The organism is Microbacterium sp. 1154, assembly GCF_031455375.1.
In the GTDB taxonomy this organism is placed as follows: domain Bacteria; phylum Actinomycetota; class Actinomycetes; order Actinomycetales; family Microbacteriaceae; genus Microbacterium.
Window position 1 is genome coordinate 178,093 of sequence record NZ_JAVDSN010000001.1, and the last position, 16,225, is coordinate 194,317.

A 16,225-nucleotide genomic window follows, 5' to 3' on the forward strand; every position below is an offset into this window, starting at 1 on the left:
CCACTCCCGTGAGGTCACGGGCGGAAGACCGCCCGCACGCACCCGTCGGTCTTCTTCTTGAACATCGCGTACCCCTCGGGGCCCTCGTCGAGCGACATGACGTGGGTGGCGAGGTGCTCGGTGACGAGCTCGTCGCGCGCCATCCTCTCCAGCAGCATCGGGATGTAGCGGTGCCCGTGCTGCTGAGCGGACCGCAGGGTGAGCCCCTTGTTCATGACCGCGCCCAGCGGGAACTTGTCGACGAACCCACCGAAGACCCCGAGCACGAACAAGCTGCCGCCCTTGCGTGCGGCGAAGATCGCCTCCCGGACGGCCGTGGGACGGTCGGTCTGCAGTCGCAGCTGCTGTTTCAGCTGGTCGTAGCCGAAGTCCGGACCGTCATGATGGGCCTCCATGCCGACCGCTTCGATGCAGACGTCGGGTCCGCGGCCGCCCGTCAGCTCGCGAAGTTCCGCGGTGACCTCGCTGGTTTCATAGTTCATCGTCTCGGCACCGATGGTGTGCTCCACCTGTGCCAGCCGCTCCTGGAACCGGTCGATGACGATGACCCGTTCCGCACCGAGAAGGAGCGAGGCGCGCGCGGCCATCTGGCCGACCCCGCCCGCTCCCCATACGGCGACCGTATCGCCGGGCTTCACCCCGCCGAGATCAGCGCCCATCCACCCCGTCGGAGCGGCATCCGAGGCGAACAGCGCGCGCTCGTCGCTCACCCCCTCCGGAACGGTGAAGGCCCCCTGGTCGGCGTACGGCACCCGGATGTACTCGGCGTGACTGCCCGCCCATCCGCCGAGAGCGCGGGAGTAGCCGTAGCACCCACCCGGGGCCTGTCCCCACAGCATCTCGGGGATGCCCGCGTTGGGGTTGCCGTTGTCGCACAGCGAGTACAGCTCGTTCCGGCAGTACCAGCACCGTCCGCAGCTGATGAAGGAGCACACGACGACGCGGTCGCCGATCCTGTGTTTCGTGACGGCGGATCCCACCTCGACGACCTCGCCGATGAACTCGTGACCGAGCACGTCGCCGGCGCGCATGGTGGGCACGTACCCGCCGAGCAGATGGAGATCCGACCCGCAGGTCGTGCTGAGCGTCACCTTCACGATCGCGTCCTGGGCGTTCAGGATGCCGGGATCCTCGACGTTCTCGACCGAGAGCTCGTTCATCCCGGTCCAACACAGAGCCTTCACAGCACACCCTCGCCCTTCGCGTCTTCTTCGGCTTTGTCGACCGCGCCCCCGAGCAGGGTGGGTGGACGCTCTCCGTGCGGTCGGGGCGTGGCGCGGAGGATCTCGCCCGTCTCGAAGACCTGCTTGGCGTCCCGCAGAGCCGTCCGAAGCGCCTTACCCGGATCTTTCTCCCCGGCCAGGTCGGTGCCCTCCCGCACGCGGGCGTGCACCTCGAACCCTTTGTCACCCGGCGCCGGTTGCACACGGATCTCGAGCGACCCCGCCACCCGGCGAAGCGGCTCGGGGTACCCGTCGCTCGAGAAAGCGTCGGCGTCGCCGAGGACGGTGACCGCCTTCCACCCCTCGGGGTGAGCCCCGTCTCCCTCCGATTCGCGTTCCTTCTTGACCAGCGAGCGCGCGACGAGCCCGGCCGCGACGGAGACGACTCCGATGCCGACGGCCGCAGCCGCTTTACCCGCCACGATCAGGCCGCCTTCCCGGGCTTCAGAACGACTTTGGTCCACCCGTCGTCGCGGTTGTCGAAGTGCTCGTAGGCATCCGGCGCCTCATCGAGCGACAGCTCGTGGCTGACGATGAACGACGGGGTCGCCTTGCCCGCCGCGATGAGGTCGCGCAGCTGCCGGTTGTATTTCTTCACGGGCGCCTGCCCGGTGCCCATGGTCTGCCCCTTGAACCAGTGCAGACCCATGTCGAACGCGATCTGGCCCTGCTTGGCCAGCTCGTCGGGGCCACCGGGGTCCTGCGGCACGAAGACACCGACCGTGCCGATGCGCCCCGTGAACCGTACCGATCGGACGAGACGGTTCAGCGTGAGATTCGTCTGTTCGTTTCCGCCCGGCTCGTGCGCCTGGTAGCCGACGCACTCGCACCCGTTGTCGGCGCCGAGCCCCATCGTCTGGTCGAGGACGGCCTGCACCGGGTCGACCTTCGAGTCGTCGATGGCGATCGCACCGATCGACTCGGCCAGTCGGAGCCGGTCCGGATGCCGATCCACGACCATGACCTTGCTCGCGCCCTTGATGGTGGCGGACAGTGCCGCCATCAGGCCGACCGGACCGGCGCCGTAGATGACCGTCTGGTCCCCCGGCTTCACGCCCGCCATCTCGGTGGCGTGGTACCCGGTGGGGAAGATATCGGCCAACATCACGTAGTCGGTCGACCGCTCCTCGGCATCCTCGCCGAGGCGCAGGCAGTTGAAGTCGCCCCAGGGCACCCGCAGCAGTTCTGCCTGACCGCCCGCCCATGGACCCATGTCGGCGAACCCGTAGGCCGCACCGGCGAATTCCGGAACGGGCTGGGCGGTGAGGCAGTAGTTGGTGAGCCCCCGCTCGCAGTTCTTGCAGTGCCCGCAGGCCACGTTGAAGGGAAGCACCACGTGATCGCCCACGGCGACCTTGTCGACGCCCGGTCCCACCTCCACGACTTCGCCCATGTTCTCGTGACCGAACCACCGCCCGGTCTCAAAGCTGGTGCGTCCCTCGTACATGTGAAGGTCCGACCCGCAGATGTTGGTCGTGGTGATCCGGACCAGGACGTCGGTGGGGCGCTCGATGCGCGCATCCGGAACGTCCTTCACCGTGACCTGCCGCGGCCCGTCGTACACGACTGCTTTCATGTTCGTTTCCTCCCGTGAGTGCCCTGTCGGCGGATGAGCCGCGCGGCCGTCGGCCACGTGACACCCCTCATGTCACTCCCGCCGAGGATCGGACGCCATCGGCAGATCGACCCATCCGGATCTCGGGATAGGGCATGGTCAGGCGCCTCCGCCCGTGGTAGGCCGGGACGACTCCCCGAGGTCTGCGACCGTGCCTGCTGCCGAGGAGCCGAAAGGGGTCTCCCGTGGGACGAGACGCGGCACTCGAGCTCGAGTCCATCGCCGCGCGCCCGGGCCCCGTCCACCACCGAGCGCAGGCGTTGCTCGACGAGCTGCACCACCATGTCCCCTTCGACGGCGCCTGGATGGCGTTGGCCGAACCGGACGGCACGGGCTATACCTCCCTGGCGAGCAGCGATCTCGATGGATCGAGCCTGCGTTATCTGAGCGGCCCTCAGATGGCCCGGGATATCGAGACGACGGGAGCCCATCGGGACCGACCTCCCACGAGCCTGTCCGACCTTCCGTACGCGGCCGAGGATCTCCAGACGTGGGCGGAATGCCTCCTCCCCGCCGGGTTTCACGAGGCGCTCTCGGTCGCGCTGTTCGCGGGCAGCGGTCGTCACGTGGGCTTCATGACGGTTCTGTTCCGGCGCGCGGATCCACCCCCGCTGTTCTTCCGACAGCAGATCGCGCGCCTCGCGCCCCAGCTGGCGTCGGGCATCGATCCGCTGCGCTCTCTCACCGCCTCGGCGGTCGTCGTACGCGAAGCCCGCGCCGGCGTCGTCCTTCTCCCTGGACGCGGCGTGGCCCCCCTGCCGGGTCTACCCGACGATGCGCTCCTCGCCCCCGGCACGGAGCTGGTCGCGGCCGCCCGGGACGCGATCGGCGAGGGCTGCGACCACGCGACCTTCCTCTGGCCCCGCGGCGGCCGGCAGGCGCCCGACGGCTTCGTCCGCGTCACCGTCGTCGCGTGCGAGAGGGAGTTGGATGCCGTGGCGTGCGGGGTCGCGGTCCTGTCGCCGGCCCGGCACCTGCGGGGTCTGACCCCCCGCGAGCTCGAGGTGCTCGGCCATGTCATCGAGGGCTGCTCGAACCTCGAGATCGCCCGCGCGCTCACGGTGTCACCGCGAACGATCGCCGCCCACCTCGAGCACATCCTCCTCAAGCTCGACGCCACCTCGCGCGCCCTGGCCGCCGTGCGAGCCGAGCGGGCGGGCCTGTACATCCCCCTCCCGCGGCCTCGGCACCGATGAGCTGCGGGCGCCACCGACCGAAGGGAACGCCATGTCACATCTCTCGAGGAAGGCCGGTATCGCCGCCGCCGTCGGGCTGGGCCTGGGGGTGATCGCCTGGATTCTCGGCGTCCCGGCGTTGGCGCCCCTCATCGGCTGGGTCGCCGCGTCGGCGGTGTTCCTCGTCTGGGCGTGGTCGCGGGCGTGGCCCGCCGACAGCGGCCGCACGAGAGACCTCGCCCGACACGAGGACCGTTCGCGCACCCTGGTCGACGGGCTCATCATCACCGCGACCCTGTTGAGTGTGGGACTGGTCGTCTTCGCACTCATCCGCAGTCAGCAGAAGGATGTCGTGGGATCCGTCGCCGCGATCCTCGCCGTCGTCGGGGTCGTCGCCGCCTGGGCGCTGGTGAACACCGTCTACGCCTTCAAATACGCGCGGATGTACTACCTCGACGACTCCCACCGCTTCGACTTCGACCAGGACGAAGACCCGGCCTACAGCGACTTCGCCTTCACCGCCTTCGCGATCGGGATGGCCTACAGCGCGAGCAACATCACCCAGTCGTCGACGCCGTCGCGCCGCATCGCCATGGGCCACGCGCTCCTCTCGTACTTCTTCGGCACGTTCGTGGTCGCCGTGGCCATCAACCTGATCACGGGGCTCACCCAAGGGGGGTGAACTGTCCGCGCGAAAGAAGATGCCCCGGCCGCGCCTGGCGATCGGGGCATCTTCTCGGCTCAGCCGATCGCGCGGCGGCGTCGCTTCAGAGCCGCGCCGATGAGCACCGCGAGCAGGCCGAGCGCAAGGGCCCCGCCCGAGACCACACCGCCCGTCACCGCGAGCGGCGAGGGCGCCGAACCGGTCGGGCCGCCCGGAGCCGGGGGAACCACCGGAACGGCACCGTCGGCCGCGGCCCGCACCTCGATGGCCGCCTCGGCCTCGACGCCGCCGATACGCGCGATCACCCGATGGGCGACCGCCGGGGTGTCGGCCGGGATCGTGACGTTCACGAGGAACGACCCGTTCGCGTCGGTGCGGACGGTACCCAGCTGCACGGGAGTGGAACGCAATTCGAGCTCACCGTCGGCGTTCGCCGGCCAGCCCGATCCCGACACCGTGATCACTCCGCCCGCGACGAAGTCGCCCGAGACCGACAGCGTCGGGTCTCCCGCGTTCGCACCGACCGAGGTCGAGCCCGTCCCACTGACGTTGCCGGCCACGTCGACCGCGCGGTACGACACGGTCGTGGCCCCGTCACCGACGGCCACGGCCGCCTGCGCGCCGGCCGTCGTCGTCCAGGTCGCCGCGTCGCCGAGGCGGTACTCCACGCGCGCCACCCCCGAACCGCTGTCGCTCGCCGCGAGCGTGACGCTCCGGGCCGCGGCATCCGTCGTCGCCGTCGTCGCCGGGGCGGTGCGGTCGAACTTCACCGCGGCCGTCACGGGGGTCGAGACGTTCTTCGCCGCGTCGGTCGCGCGGAACGCGAGGTTCCAGGTCCCCTCCGCCGGGGTCACCGCACCGGTGTATGCCGCCCAGGTCGTGCCACCGTCGGTGCTGACCTCGAGGCGCGGTGCGGCGTCGATGTCGTCGGTGGCCGTGGCGGTGACGAACGGCTGCGAGACGAACCAGCCTTCGGCCCCGTCCGGCCCGGCCGGCGTGGTCTGCACCGCCACCGTGGGCGCCGTCGTGTCGGCCTCGCGGGTGTGCATCCGCACGAACGTCACCGAGTACGGCTCGAAGGAGTGGGTGAAGCTGCTCGAGACCGCCATCTGCGAGGTCTTCGGTGCCACCGGCGTCTCGGTCGCGGTGTTCAGCGCCGAGGGGGCCGCCGTCAGGGTGGTCACGTCGGCCGTGGGCAGGACGCCGATCCCGCCAAGGTCGATCGTGGTCTCGGCGGCCTTGGCCTGGGCGTTGACGACCTTGAGCAGCACGTCACCGGTGGCGTCGTCCCGCGTCATGACCTGGGCGAAGGGTTCGACCTCGGTGTTGGTGAACTGTCCCTGCTGCACCCCGTCGGCGAACAGCGTCACCTGCGCGCCGCGCACCTGGATGCGCAGGTCGTAGGTGCGGTTCGTCTCGACGCGCGACAGGCCCGTGTCGGTGACGATCGACTTGGCGCCGCCCACGGCCTTCTCCACGACGCTGCGGGTGTTGCCCCAGCCGCCCAGGTTCCACCACATGTAGTCGGCGGATCCCTTCACCCCGAACCCGACGAGGAAGCCCTCGGCGCCGGCGAGCTTGGTGGCCTTGAGCGACACGTCGTAGTCGGTGGCGTCCATCGCGGGACCGGCGACGAGCGTGTTGTTCGCCGTCGTCGACGACTGCACGTAGCTGCCGTCGGCCGCCGACCAGGAACCCGCGCCCGCGAGCTTCGTCCACCCCTCGTCGTTCTTGTCGGCGAAGTCGTCGGAGAAGAGCGTCTTCCCTTCGGGCGTCGTGACCTTCACGTCGTCGTAGCGCGCCGACGTGCTCCAGGTCGACAGGCCCACGGCACCGGAGACGGCGGTGGATGCCAGATCCCCGCCCGCCGTGGTCGGGATGACCCGGTCGCCGACGTTGCCCATGAAGAGCTTCTGCACCTCGTAGTTCGCCGAGCCCCACACCTGGTCGCGGTCGAACCAGATGAGGTCGGGGCGCCACTGCACGTTGCTGGTGTCGGCCAGCAGCGGCGCGTACGACGCCATCTTGACCACGTCGGCGTTCCGCTCGAGACCCGTCATGTACGCCGCCTCCGACAGGGCATTGAAGAAGCGGTTGTCGCGCGAGGCGTACTCACCGATCCACACCTTCGGACCGTTCCGGTCGTAGGAGTCGTAGCGGGTGTTGTGCGAGAGGAACCACGAGGGGTCGCGGTAGTAGTGCTCGTCGACCATGTCGACGTTCTCGGCCCTGTTCTGCTCCCAGTGCTTCTCGAAGCTCGCGCCCTCGGCGTCGGGGCCCGAGTTGCTGATCAGGATCATGTCGGGGTACTTCGCCGTGATGGCATCCCGGAACTGCACGAAGTTCGCCATGAACGCCTCGGGGTAGTTCTCCTCGTTGCCGATCTCGATGCGGTCGAGGCCGAAGGGGGCGGGGTGCCCCATGTCGGCGCGGAGCTTGCCCCACGTCGTGTCCACGTCGCCGTTGGCGAACTCGATGAGGTCGAGGGTGTCCTGGATGTGGCGCCGCAACAGAGCCGGGTCGGTCGGCTGCAGGGCCTGACCGCAGCCGTTCATCAGAGCGGGGACGTCGGGCACGGGCTTGGCGCCGATGTCTTCCGCGAACTGGAAGTACTCGTAGTACCCGAGACCCAGCGACTGGTTGTAGCCCCAGAAGTTGGAGTTGGTCGCGCGGGTCTCGACCGGACCGACGCTGTCCTTCCACTGGTACGACCGGGCGCGCTCGTAGTTCGAGTCGGCCGAGTAGTCCTCGTGGCTGTTGACGTTGACGATGCAGCCGCCGGGGAAGCGCACGAACTTCGGGTGGAGGTCGGCGATCTTCTGCGCGATGTCCTTGCGCAGGCCGTTCTCGCGGCCCTTGAAGGTGTCGCGCGGGAACACCGAGACCTCGTCGAGGCGGAGCGTTCCCGCCCCTGCCGCCTGGACGAGCACGCGCGCGGCGTCGGTCGTGGCCGTCGCCGTCACGGAGCCGCGGTACTTCACCCATCCGTCTCCGCCCACGGTCGCCGTGAAGGGGTTCGACAGCACCGTGCCGTCGGCGGAGCGCAGCACGAGCGAGACGGGGGTACCGCTGGTCGCGGTGGTGCGCGCCCAGAACGACACGTCGTAGACGCCGTCCTTCGTCAAGGCGACCCCGGTGTCGAAGCCGGCGTTCTCGACGCCGTACGTCCCTGCACCGCTGTTCAGGTCGAGCTGCAGGTAGGTGCGGTTGCGCTCGTTCATGCGCTCGTCGTCGTTGACCGGCTTCGCCGATCCCGCACCGCCGCCGAGCGCCACGGGCGTCCACGCGGTCATCCCGGTGAAGCCGCGGTTGTCGACGGGCAGGAACTCGAACGAGCGGTTGCGCACGAGCTCGGCGTACAGGCCGCCGTCCGCGGCGTTGTTGATGTCTTCGAAGAAGACGCCGTACATCGCGTCGTCGATCTCGGCGCCGTCCTTGGTCGGGTCCGCCGTGATCGAGTAGTCCGCGGTCTCGTCCGTCGGGTACGCCGCGAGCAGCCTCTGCTGCTCCGCCGCGCTGATCGGCAGGACCGTTCCGTGACGTGGACGCGCCGGGAGGGTGGCATCCAGAACCGAGGTCCACGTCCCGGACGCGATGTCTCGGGTCTCGAACATCATGTAGCCCTGGCCGCCGTGGTAGCTCGGCTGGTCGATGAGCATGTACCAGTGACCCGCCTCGGCGTTGTCGGCGAACACCGTCGGGCCCTCGCCGTTGGTGAAGGTCCCGCCCCAGGGGTTGGGCTGACCGACGCCGATCTGCTCCTTCACGAGCTGCCAGCCGGGACTCGAGGTCGTGGTCGGAAGGGATCCGGTGACGGTCGCGGTGAGCGAGGTCGAACGCTCCTGGCGCACGGTCATCGACGCTTCGTCCTTGATGAAGCGGTAGTAGGTGTCGCCGTCGCGCACGACGGTGGCGTCGATCGTGCCCTTGCCCGCCCCGCGCTGGACGTCGACCCACGGCTGCGGCTCGCTGAAGGTGACGAAGTCGCGCGTGGTGACCATCATCATGCGGTTGTAGGTGTCCGATGCCTTCCGGCCCGCGGTGGACGCGCTCGGGTAGAGATTCGACGCCCAGTAGACGACGTACTCGCCGCGGTCGGCATCCCACGTGGCCTCGGGAGCCCAGGTGTTGCCGGCCAGCTCGCTCGAGACGGTGATCTGGCGCAGCGGGCTCCAGGTCGCGAGGTCATCGGACTGCCAGACGTTGAGCTTGCGGCTGCCGACCTCTTGCGCGCGGCCGAAGTCGCCGTTGTAGAGGTCGTACATGTTCAGGTCGGTCGACAGCATGTAGAAGCGGTCGCCGTCGGGCGAACGCAGCACGAAGGGGTCGCGGATACCCTGCTCGCCCTGGTCCGAGGTGAGGACGGGCTGGCCGTCGTTCAGGGTCAGCCAGTTCTTGGGGTCGTCGCCGCGGCTCGTGGCGAACGAGATCTCCTCGTCGGTCGTGCTGCTCTCGCCCGTGAAGAACGGGAAGAAGTAGCCCTCGAGCTTCTGCGGCGCGGGCTTCGGCTGCACGACGAGATCGAAGGTGCGCGTGGTCTCACTCGACCCCTTCGCGATCGTCGCGGTGAGCGTCACGGTGACGGCCGCCGACCCGGTGGCCGGCCGCGCGACCTCGCCGGTCGGGGTCACGACCTGCGCGTTCGACGACGACCACGCCACCGACGTACCGTTCGACCCGGCCGTGGGCAGCGTCACGTTGCCGCGTACGTCATCGGCATCCGGGATCGAGAGGGCCTTCGCGGCGGTGTCGACGTCCTGCTCGTTCGTCGGGGTGCCCTCGGCGACGAGCGCCCGGACGTCGTCGTCGCTGAGCGCGCTGTCGAAGATGGCGACGTCGCGGACGCCGCCCTTCCACACGCGATCGGGGTACGACGACCGACCGATGTAGCCGACCAGACCAGAGCCGAACTCGGCGACCGAACGCGACGTGGCGACGGTGCCGATCTTCGTCTCGCCGAGGTAGGCGGTGATCGAGGTGGGCGTGATCACGGTGGTGTAGAGCGCCCATTCCGAGGTCGACGAAGGGCCCGGGATGCCGCGGGTGCCGTCGGTCGGAGCGATGCCGCGCTCGAGGGTCCAGGGCTGGGCGATCCGCGGCCCGTCGGTGAGCACCGACTTCACCTGACCGGCCGGGTTGGCGGGGTTCAGCAGCCAGTACTGCTGGGGGAGGTTCTCGGTGGTGCCGAAGAACATCGCCGCCTGGTTACCGGAGCCGGTGCGGTCCTGCAGCCACGCCGAGACGGTCACGGTGCTCTTGCCGTCGAACAGGCCCTTCGGCAGCTCGACGTACGCCGCCGACGAGCCCGACGCACCTCCGGGGAGCGACAGGGCGTCCCCCTCGACCGTCGCCCCGGTGCCGACGATGGTCGCATCGCGACCGTGACCCGAGGCGTCGGGAACGACGGTGCCCGAGGTGGCGGCGAAGTCGTACGACGCCAGGGGCGTGGGCAGGGGTGCCGCCGACGCGGCGGCTCCGGGAACGAGGCCGGTCAGAACGACGACGGCGGCTGCGGCGATCGCGCCCGCGCGTCGAATCCGTCCCCCGGGCAGATGGGGTCGTGACAGCACCATGATCGTCCTCCTCGACGATGGGTGGCCGGCTGACAGCCGGCGTGCGGCGGCGCTCCATGTGAGCGCTCACTACGAGTAGTGTCTGAGATTTCTCACAGCAAAGTCAACGCGGGAATGCGCTTTTGTGTGCGGGTCGAGCAGCAAATGTGAAGCTTCACAGAAGTAACAGGAGACTGAAAGAAAGCTGGGCGATTGCGTTTTGCGGCCTGAACGATGTTTTACTTCCGGCGGGTACCCGCACCATTTATCCCCCTGGATGGAAGGTCACTCCGTGAACCGCATATCGAAACTGACCGTGGGCGCGTCCGCCCTCGGGCTGATCCTCGTCTCGGCGGCCGCAGCGCCCGCGCTGGCCCAACCGGCGCCCACCGCGCCCTCCCCCTCCTCCGAGACGCAGCTGCTCGATGCCATGGCCGAAGCCCTCGGTACCGATGTCGCCGGCGCGCAGGACGTCCTGCGCTTCCAGGCCGACGCCGCCACCCTCACGGCCGATGCGTCGGCGGCCGCCGGCGACGCCTACGCCGGTTCGTGGATCGACGAGAGCAGCCGCACCGTCTACGCCGCCGCGACCAGCGAGGCCGCGCGCGCCCTCGTCGCGAGCGCCGGCGCCGTTCCCGTCGCGGCCGAGCACTCGCTGAACGAGCTGGAGGGTGTCACCGCACGCATCAGCGGCGCAGACCGCCCCGCCGGGATCGCCTCCTGGCACGTCGACGTCGCAGCCAACGATGTCGTCGTCGAAGCCCTCCCCGGCTCCGAGGCCAGCGTGATCACCTTCGTGACCGGCCTCGGCGTCGACGCCGACGCGGTGCGCGTCGAGACGGCCGGCGGCACGCCGCAGACCTTCGACGACCTGCGCGGCGGCATTGCCTATTACATCTCGAACCAGTACCGCTGCTCGATCGGCTTCGGCGTCGTGGGCGGCTTCGTCACCGCCGGCCACTGCGGCAGCGAGGGCGAGAGCACCAACTACGGCACCTTCGCGGGCTCGTCGTTCCCCGGCAACGACTACGCCTGGGTCTCCACCCCGAACCACAACCCGCTGGGCGAGGTCGACGACTGGTCGGGCGGCAACGTCGCGGTCGCGGGCTCCACGCCCGCGCCCGTCGGAGCGACGGTCTGCCGGTCCGGATCGACCACCGGGTGGCACTGCGGTGAGATCCTCGCGTACGACACGTCGGTGACGTACGGCAACGACACCGTCGACGGTCTCATCGAGACCACCGTCTGCGCCGAGCCCGGCGACTCGGGCGGATCGCTCCTCGCGGGCGATCAGGCCCAGGGGGTGACCTCCGGCGGATGGGGTGACTGCAGCAGCGGCGGGCAGACCTGGTTCCAGCCGGTGAACGAGATCCTCGACGCCTACGGCCTCACCCTGCTCACCACCTGAGCCTTTTGTGACGCCCCGGCCGCCCTCGCGGTCGGGGCGTCGCCGTGCCCGCTACTGTCGATTCTCATGGCCGTGACCTTCACCGACATGCCCGTCGACCTGCTGCGCGAATACCGTCCCTCCCTGGCCGAGCCCGCCGGCTTCGACGACTTCTGGAGCGAGACCCTCACCATGGCCCGGGATGCCGCCCGCCCGGCGTCGCTCACCCCCGTCGAGGCTCCCGTCCGGGCATTGAGCGTCCACGACCTGACGTTCACCGGCTTCGCGGGCGACGAGATCCGCGGCTGGGTCGTGCGGCCGCACGGCGACGAGGTCCTCCCCGCCGTCATCGAGTACATCGGCTACGGCGGCGGTCGTGGGCTGCCCGGCGAGAAGCTGTCGTGGGCGGCCGCCGGATACGTCCACGTCATCATGGACACACGCGGCCAGGGATCCACCTGGAGCAACGGCGACACCCCCGACCCGCACGGCTCGGCGGCCGCGTTCCCCGGTGTCATGACGCGCGGCATCCTCGACCCCCGCGACTACTACTACCGCCGCCTCTACACCGACGCCGCACGGCTCGTCGATGTGGTGCGCGAGCTCCCCGGCGTCGATCCCTCTCGCGTGGCCGTCACCGGGGGCAGCCAGGGCGGGGCCCTCTCGATCGCGGCGGCCGCCCTCAGCGGCGATGCGGTGGCGGCGGTCATGCCCGACGTGCCGTTCCTGTGCGACATCCCGAATGCGATCGTCCGCACGCCATCGGCCCCCTTCACCGAGATTACGCGCTACCTATCGGTGCACCGCGACGACGCCGAGCGCGCGCTGCACACCCTCTCGCACATCGACGGCGCGATCCTCGCCCGCCGCATCAGCGCGCCCGCCTACTTCTCGGTCGGCTTCATGGACGACATCGTGCTGCCGTCGGGGGTGTTCGCGGCGTTCCACGCCCTCGCCTCCGACGACGCGGCCATCGAGGAGTACACCTACAACGGCCACGAGGGCGGCGGCCACCGCCACTGGATGAAGCAGGTGGCCTGGCTCGACGCCCGCTTCGGAAGGTGATCGCCCGCCCGCGTCACTCCCAGACGCTGGGGGCGGGGCGCTTCGTGGACGGCAGCGCCGACCCCGCGGCCCAGTCGTGCACCCACTGCTCGATGTCGGGCAGCCCCTCGGGGCGGCCGACCGCGGCGAAGAGCTCGTCGTGCGGGACGGTTCCCCCCGCGCGGCGCAGGATGCGGGCGCGGATCATCGCGCGCGCGAAGATCTCGCCGTTCACCAGCGCGCGGTGCTCGAGGTAGACCGCTCGATCGTCGTGTCCGATCAGGCGCGTCTCGAGATCGAACCGCTGCCCCAGTTCGAGCGAGCGACGGAACGTGATGGTCTCGGCGGCGACCACCGCGTACCAGCCCTGCTTCGTCATCGCGGCGAGCAGGCCGGTGCGGGTCAGCAGATCCCAGCGACCGAGGTCGAACAGCGACAGGTACCGACCGTTGTTCAGGTGGCGCAGCAGGTCGATGTCGGTCGGCAGCACGCGGATAGACATGCGGGCCACCGTGTTGGGGTCGATGGGGCCTTCGCGGCGAAGACGACGGCGGGCACGAGCGAGCACCAGCAGGGTGCGCCAGAGGACGTTCACGAGGGGCGAGCGTAGCGATTCGACCACGGATCGGCGATCCCATTGTGGGTTCGCGACAAGGTGGCCACGCGGGCGCATACCGCATTCGACGGCCGGCGCGGCTCGATTTCACCCGCGACGGACCCCCGCGTAGAGTCACGCCATGACTGCGGAAGCCCGAACCGACATCGTCGTCCGTCCGGTGAGAGATGTGGATGCCGAGGCCCTCGGCCGCGTGCACGCCACCTGCTGGCACGAGACCTACGACCACCTGATCAGCACGGCGGCCCTCGAGGCCGTCTCGCCGCGCCGCATGGCGGAGCTCTGGACCCACTGGGCCTCCCAGGGCGAGGACTACCGCATGCACGCGGCCCTCGTCGACGGCGAGATCGTCGGCTTCGTCGGCTCGGGCCCGGCCCGCGACGACGACGCCCCGCGAGAGCGGGAGCTGTACTTCATCTACCTGCTCGACGCGTACCACGGCACGGGAATCGGCCAGCAGCTGTTCGACGCCGCGATCGACGGCGGCGAGGGCGTGTACCTGTGGGTCGCCGACGACAACCCCCGCGCACACCGCTTCTACACGCGCAACGGATTCTCGCTCGACGGTGCCTCGCAGGTGCAGCCCTTCCTCGGTGAGGAGCTCACCGAGGTGCGCTTCGTCCGCTGACGTGCTGAGCATCTGGGCCCTCGACGGCATCCGTGAGATCACCCCGGGCGACGACCTCGTCCGGGTGATCCTGGACGCCGTGACCGATCCCCTGCAGGACGGTGACATCGTGGTCGTCACCAGCAAGATCGTGTCGAAAGCCGAGGGCCGGATCATCCACGCCTCCGACCGCGAGGACGCCATCACCCGCGAGACCGTGCGGCTCGTGGCATCGCGCACCTCCCCCACCGGGCACGTGACGCGCATCGTCGAGAATCCTCTCGGGATCGTCTCGGCGGCCGCCGGGGTCGACGCCAGCAACACCCCCGAGGGCACCGTGCTGCTGCTGCCGGTCGATCCCGACGCGTCCGCGCGCGCCCTGGCGACCGGGCTGCGCGCCGCGACGGGAGCCCACGTCGGCGTGATCATCACCGACACGCTCGGCCGCGCCTGGCGCGAGGGCCAGACCGACCACGCGATCGGGGCCGGCGGCATCCACGTGTTCGAAGATCTTCGCGGAACGGTGGATGCCGAGGGCCGCCCCCTCGTCGTGACCCTGCCCTGCGTGGCCGACGAGCTCGCCGCTGCCACCGACCTCGTCAAGGGCAAGGCCGCGCGCCGGCCCGTGGCGATCGTGCGCGGGCGCGCCGACCTGGTGGGAGATCTCGACCTGCCCGGCGCCCGCTCGATCGTGCGAGACCCCGTCCGCGATATGTTCCGCCAGGGAGCCGACGAGGCCTACGCCGAGGGCTTCGCGGCGGGGCGGGCCGCCGCGGGGTAGAGGCCGAGCTCGCGCGTCCCTCTTATGACGGCGCGTGTCCCACATACGGTCGTCTGAAGCGATCCCAGGCAACCACAACGGGGACGCGGCATCCCTCCCCGCACCACCGGGCCGGCCACGCGGCGGCCGGGGGTAGCGCGTCCCACTTATGACAATGCGTGTCCCGAATCTGGTCGTCTGAAGCAGCTGCAACCAGCCATTCGTGGGACACGCACCCACGCCACTCACGGCGCGGTGCGCTGAGCGAGCGCCACGAGCCGGGCCCCCCGAAGTCCTCCGAGCGCGCGCCGCTCAGCGCACCCCGCGGGCGGCGAGGGCCTCGCCGAGCTGGTCGGCGTGCCGCAGCGACAGCACGAGGAACGGAACGATCGCGAGCCGCAGAGACGGGCGCACGCCGCGGGCCCGTTGCGCCTCGCGCACCTCGGCGGCCAGTCGCGCCAGCACCGGGACGGTCGTGACCGTGACCGCGAGCAGCAGCGCCGCGCGCTCGGCATCCCCTCCGATCCTTGTCAGCGGGGCGAGGCCGCGCTCGAGGGCGTCGAGCAGGTCCTCCGCTCGCGTCGTCAGGGGCAGCAGGGCCGCGATCAGCAGCGCGGCCGTCACCCGAGCGGTGTTCGCGACGGCCGGTTCGACACCGAGGAAGATCAGCTGACCCGCGGCCGTGACGACGACGATCCACCGCAGCGCCCAGGCCTGGCGCGCGAGTTCCCGGGCACCCACGCCCGACACCGCGTAACAGGCGAGCACCACCGCGGACGCGACCCCTGCCGCCCAGAGCGTCGTCGGGAGCATCGCCACGGCGAGGGCGACGGCGGCGACCGCGAGCATCTTCGGTCCCGCCCGCAGCCGGTGCAGCACCCCCGTCCCCGATCGATACGTCGTCAGCACGACAGCGACTCCTCGTAGCGGTCGACGATCCCGGATGCCGCGCCGGTGGCGACCACGCGACCGTCGGCGAACAGCACCGCGGCTTCGCACCGTCGCGCGAGGGCGAGGTCGTGGGTGACGACGAGCGCGCGGTGACCGCCGTCGGCGAGCAGGTGGTCGGCGATCCGGCGGGCGTTCCGTGCGTCGAGAAGAGCCGTGGGTTCGTCGGCGATGACGAGCGCGGGGTTCCGCACGAACGCGCCGCACAAGGCGAGCAGTTGCTTCTGCCCGCCCGACAGATCGGACGACGGGCGCTCGGCGAGGTCGCTGAGCCCGAAGCGCTCGAGAGCGGCGGCCACGCGGGCCGCCCGCTCGGGCTTGGCGAGGCGCTCGGGTCGCAGCGAGAACGCGACGTCGTCGGACACCACCGGCATCACGATCTGCGCGTCGGGATTGCTCAAGACGAGAGCCGTGCGTCGGCGGTGGGTCGTGGCATCCCTCGCCGGATCCACGCCGAGCACCTCGAGCGCGCCCGTGGACCGGGGCACGAGCCCCGCCACGACGCGGGCGAAGGTCGACTTGCCCGAGCCGTTGTCGCCGATCACGGCGATCGTGCGGGCATCGAGGTCGAGGGTCACCTCGTGCAGGACGTCGCGGCCGTCGAGGCGCGCGGTCACGCCGGCGCAGTGGAGCG

General features: G+C 70.3%; 13 protein-coding genes. 6 read left to right on the top strand and 7 right to left on the bottom strand.

Translation table 11 applies throughout. The features are described from left to right. Window positions 1-14: 14 nt before the first annotated feature. The 3 genes from J2X55_RS00710 to J2X55_RS00720 are packed head-to-tail and all read right to left on the bottom strand — an operon-like array spanning window position 15 to window position 2,799. Window positions 15-1,160, bottom strand: a complete 1,146-nt coding sequence (locus tag J2X55_RS00710) for a zinc-dependent alcohol dehydrogenase (protein ID WP_309821492.1) — start codon at window positions 1,158-1,160, stop codon at window positions 15-17. A gap of 20 nt (window positions 1,161-1,180) precedes the next feature. After that, entirely contained in the window at window positions 1,181-1,645 is a 465-nt protein-coding gene (locus J2X55_RS00715) for a hypothetical protein (protein WP_309821493.1), read from the bottom strand. Window positions 1,646-1,647: 2 nt separating this feature from the next. After that, entirely contained in the window at window positions 1,648-2,799 is a 1,152-nt protein-coding gene (locus J2X55_RS00720) for a glutathione-independent formaldehyde dehydrogenase (RefSeq protein ID WP_309821494.1), read from the bottom strand. Window positions 2,800-3,023: 224 nt separating this feature from the next. On the opposite strand from J2X55_RS00720, the gene J2X55_RS00725 reads away from it, so the two are divergent. Then, window positions 3,024-4,034 carry a LuxR C-terminal-related transcriptional regulator gene (locus J2X55_RS00725; protein ID WP_309821495.1) on the top strand — a complete coding sequence of 337 codons (1,011 nt, stop codon included), beginning with the start codon at window positions 3,024-3,026 and terminating at the stop codon, window positions 4,032-4,034. A 31-nt stretch (window positions 4,035-4,065) separates the two neighbouring features. Further along, window positions 4,066-4,695 (top strand): DUF1345 domain-containing protein, encoded by a 630-nt coding sequence (locus J2X55_RS00730; RefSeq protein ID WP_115916990.1) that lies wholly within the window; start codon window positions 4,066-4,068, stop codon window positions 4,693-4,695. A gap of 59 nt (window positions 4,696-4,754) precedes the next feature. On the opposite strand, the gene J2X55_RS00735 is transcribed toward J2X55_RS00730, so the two are convergent. Continuing rightward, complete coding sequence (locus J2X55_RS00735; protein WP_309821496.1) at window positions 4,755-10,250, bottom strand: alpha-L-arabinofuranosidase C-terminal domain-containing protein; 5,496 nt, start codon at window positions 10,248-10,250, stop codon at window positions 4,755-4,757. 271 nt (window positions 10,251-10,521) lie between these two features. Between J2X55_RS00735 and J2X55_RS00740 the strand changes: the two genes are divergently transcribed. Together J2X55_RS00740 and J2X55_RS00745 are read left to right on the top strand one after the other, a co-directional pair. Further along, complete coding sequence (locus tag J2X55_RS00740; protein ID WP_220338146.1) at window positions 10,522-11,637, top strand: S1 family peptidase; 1,116 nt, start codon at window positions 10,522-10,524, stop codon at window positions 11,635-11,637. 66 nt (window positions 11,638-11,703) lie between these two features. Beyond that, window positions 11,704-12,681 carry an acetylxylan esterase gene (locus J2X55_RS00745; protein WP_181906403.1) on the top strand — a complete coding sequence of 326 codons (978 nt, stop codon included), beginning with the start codon at window positions 11,704-11,706 and terminating at the stop codon, window positions 12,679-12,681. Between the two features lie 13 nt (window positions 12,682-12,694). On the opposite strand, the gene J2X55_RS00750 is transcribed toward J2X55_RS00745, so the two are convergent. Next, a complete protein-coding gene (locus J2X55_RS00750) occupies window positions 12,695-13,255 on the bottom strand; it encodes an acyl-CoA thioesterase (RefSeq protein ID WP_309821497.1) in 561 nt (186 codons plus the stop codon). Between the two features lie 142 nt (window positions 13,256-13,397). Between J2X55_RS00750 and J2X55_RS00755 the strand changes: the two genes are divergently transcribed. Together J2X55_RS00755 and cofE are read left to right on the top strand one after the other, a co-directional pair. Then, the gene (locus J2X55_RS00755; RefSeq protein ID WP_115916984.1) at window positions 13,398-13,904 is read left to right on the top strand and encodes a GNAT family N-acetyltransferase; all 507 of its coding nucleotides are present in this window, start codon (window positions 13,398-13,400) and stop codon (window positions 13,902-13,904) included. A 1-nt stretch (window position 13,905) separates the two neighbouring features. Further along, the gene (cofE, locus tag J2X55_RS00760; protein ID WP_309821498.1) at window positions 13,906-14,664 is read left to right on the top strand and encodes a coenzyme F420-0:L-glutamate ligase; all 759 of its coding nucleotides are present in this window, start codon (window positions 13,906-13,908) and stop codon (window positions 14,662-14,664) included. A 291-nt stretch (window positions 14,665-14,955) separates the two neighbouring features. Here cofE and J2X55_RS00765 read toward each other — a convergent pair whose 3' ends face one another. After that, a complete protein-coding gene (locus J2X55_RS00765; protein ID WP_309821499.1) occupies window positions 14,956-15,552 on the bottom strand; it encodes an energy-coupling factor transporter transmembrane component T in 597 nt (198 codons plus the stop codon). Further along, entirely contained in the window at window positions 15,546-16,208 is a 663-nt protein-coding gene (locus J2X55_RS00770) for an ABC transporter ATP-binding protein (protein WP_309821500.1), read from the bottom strand. The genes J2X55_RS00765 and J2X55_RS00770 overlap by 7 nt, the downstream gene beginning before the upstream one ends. Window positions 16,209-16,225 lie beyond the last annotated feature (17 nt).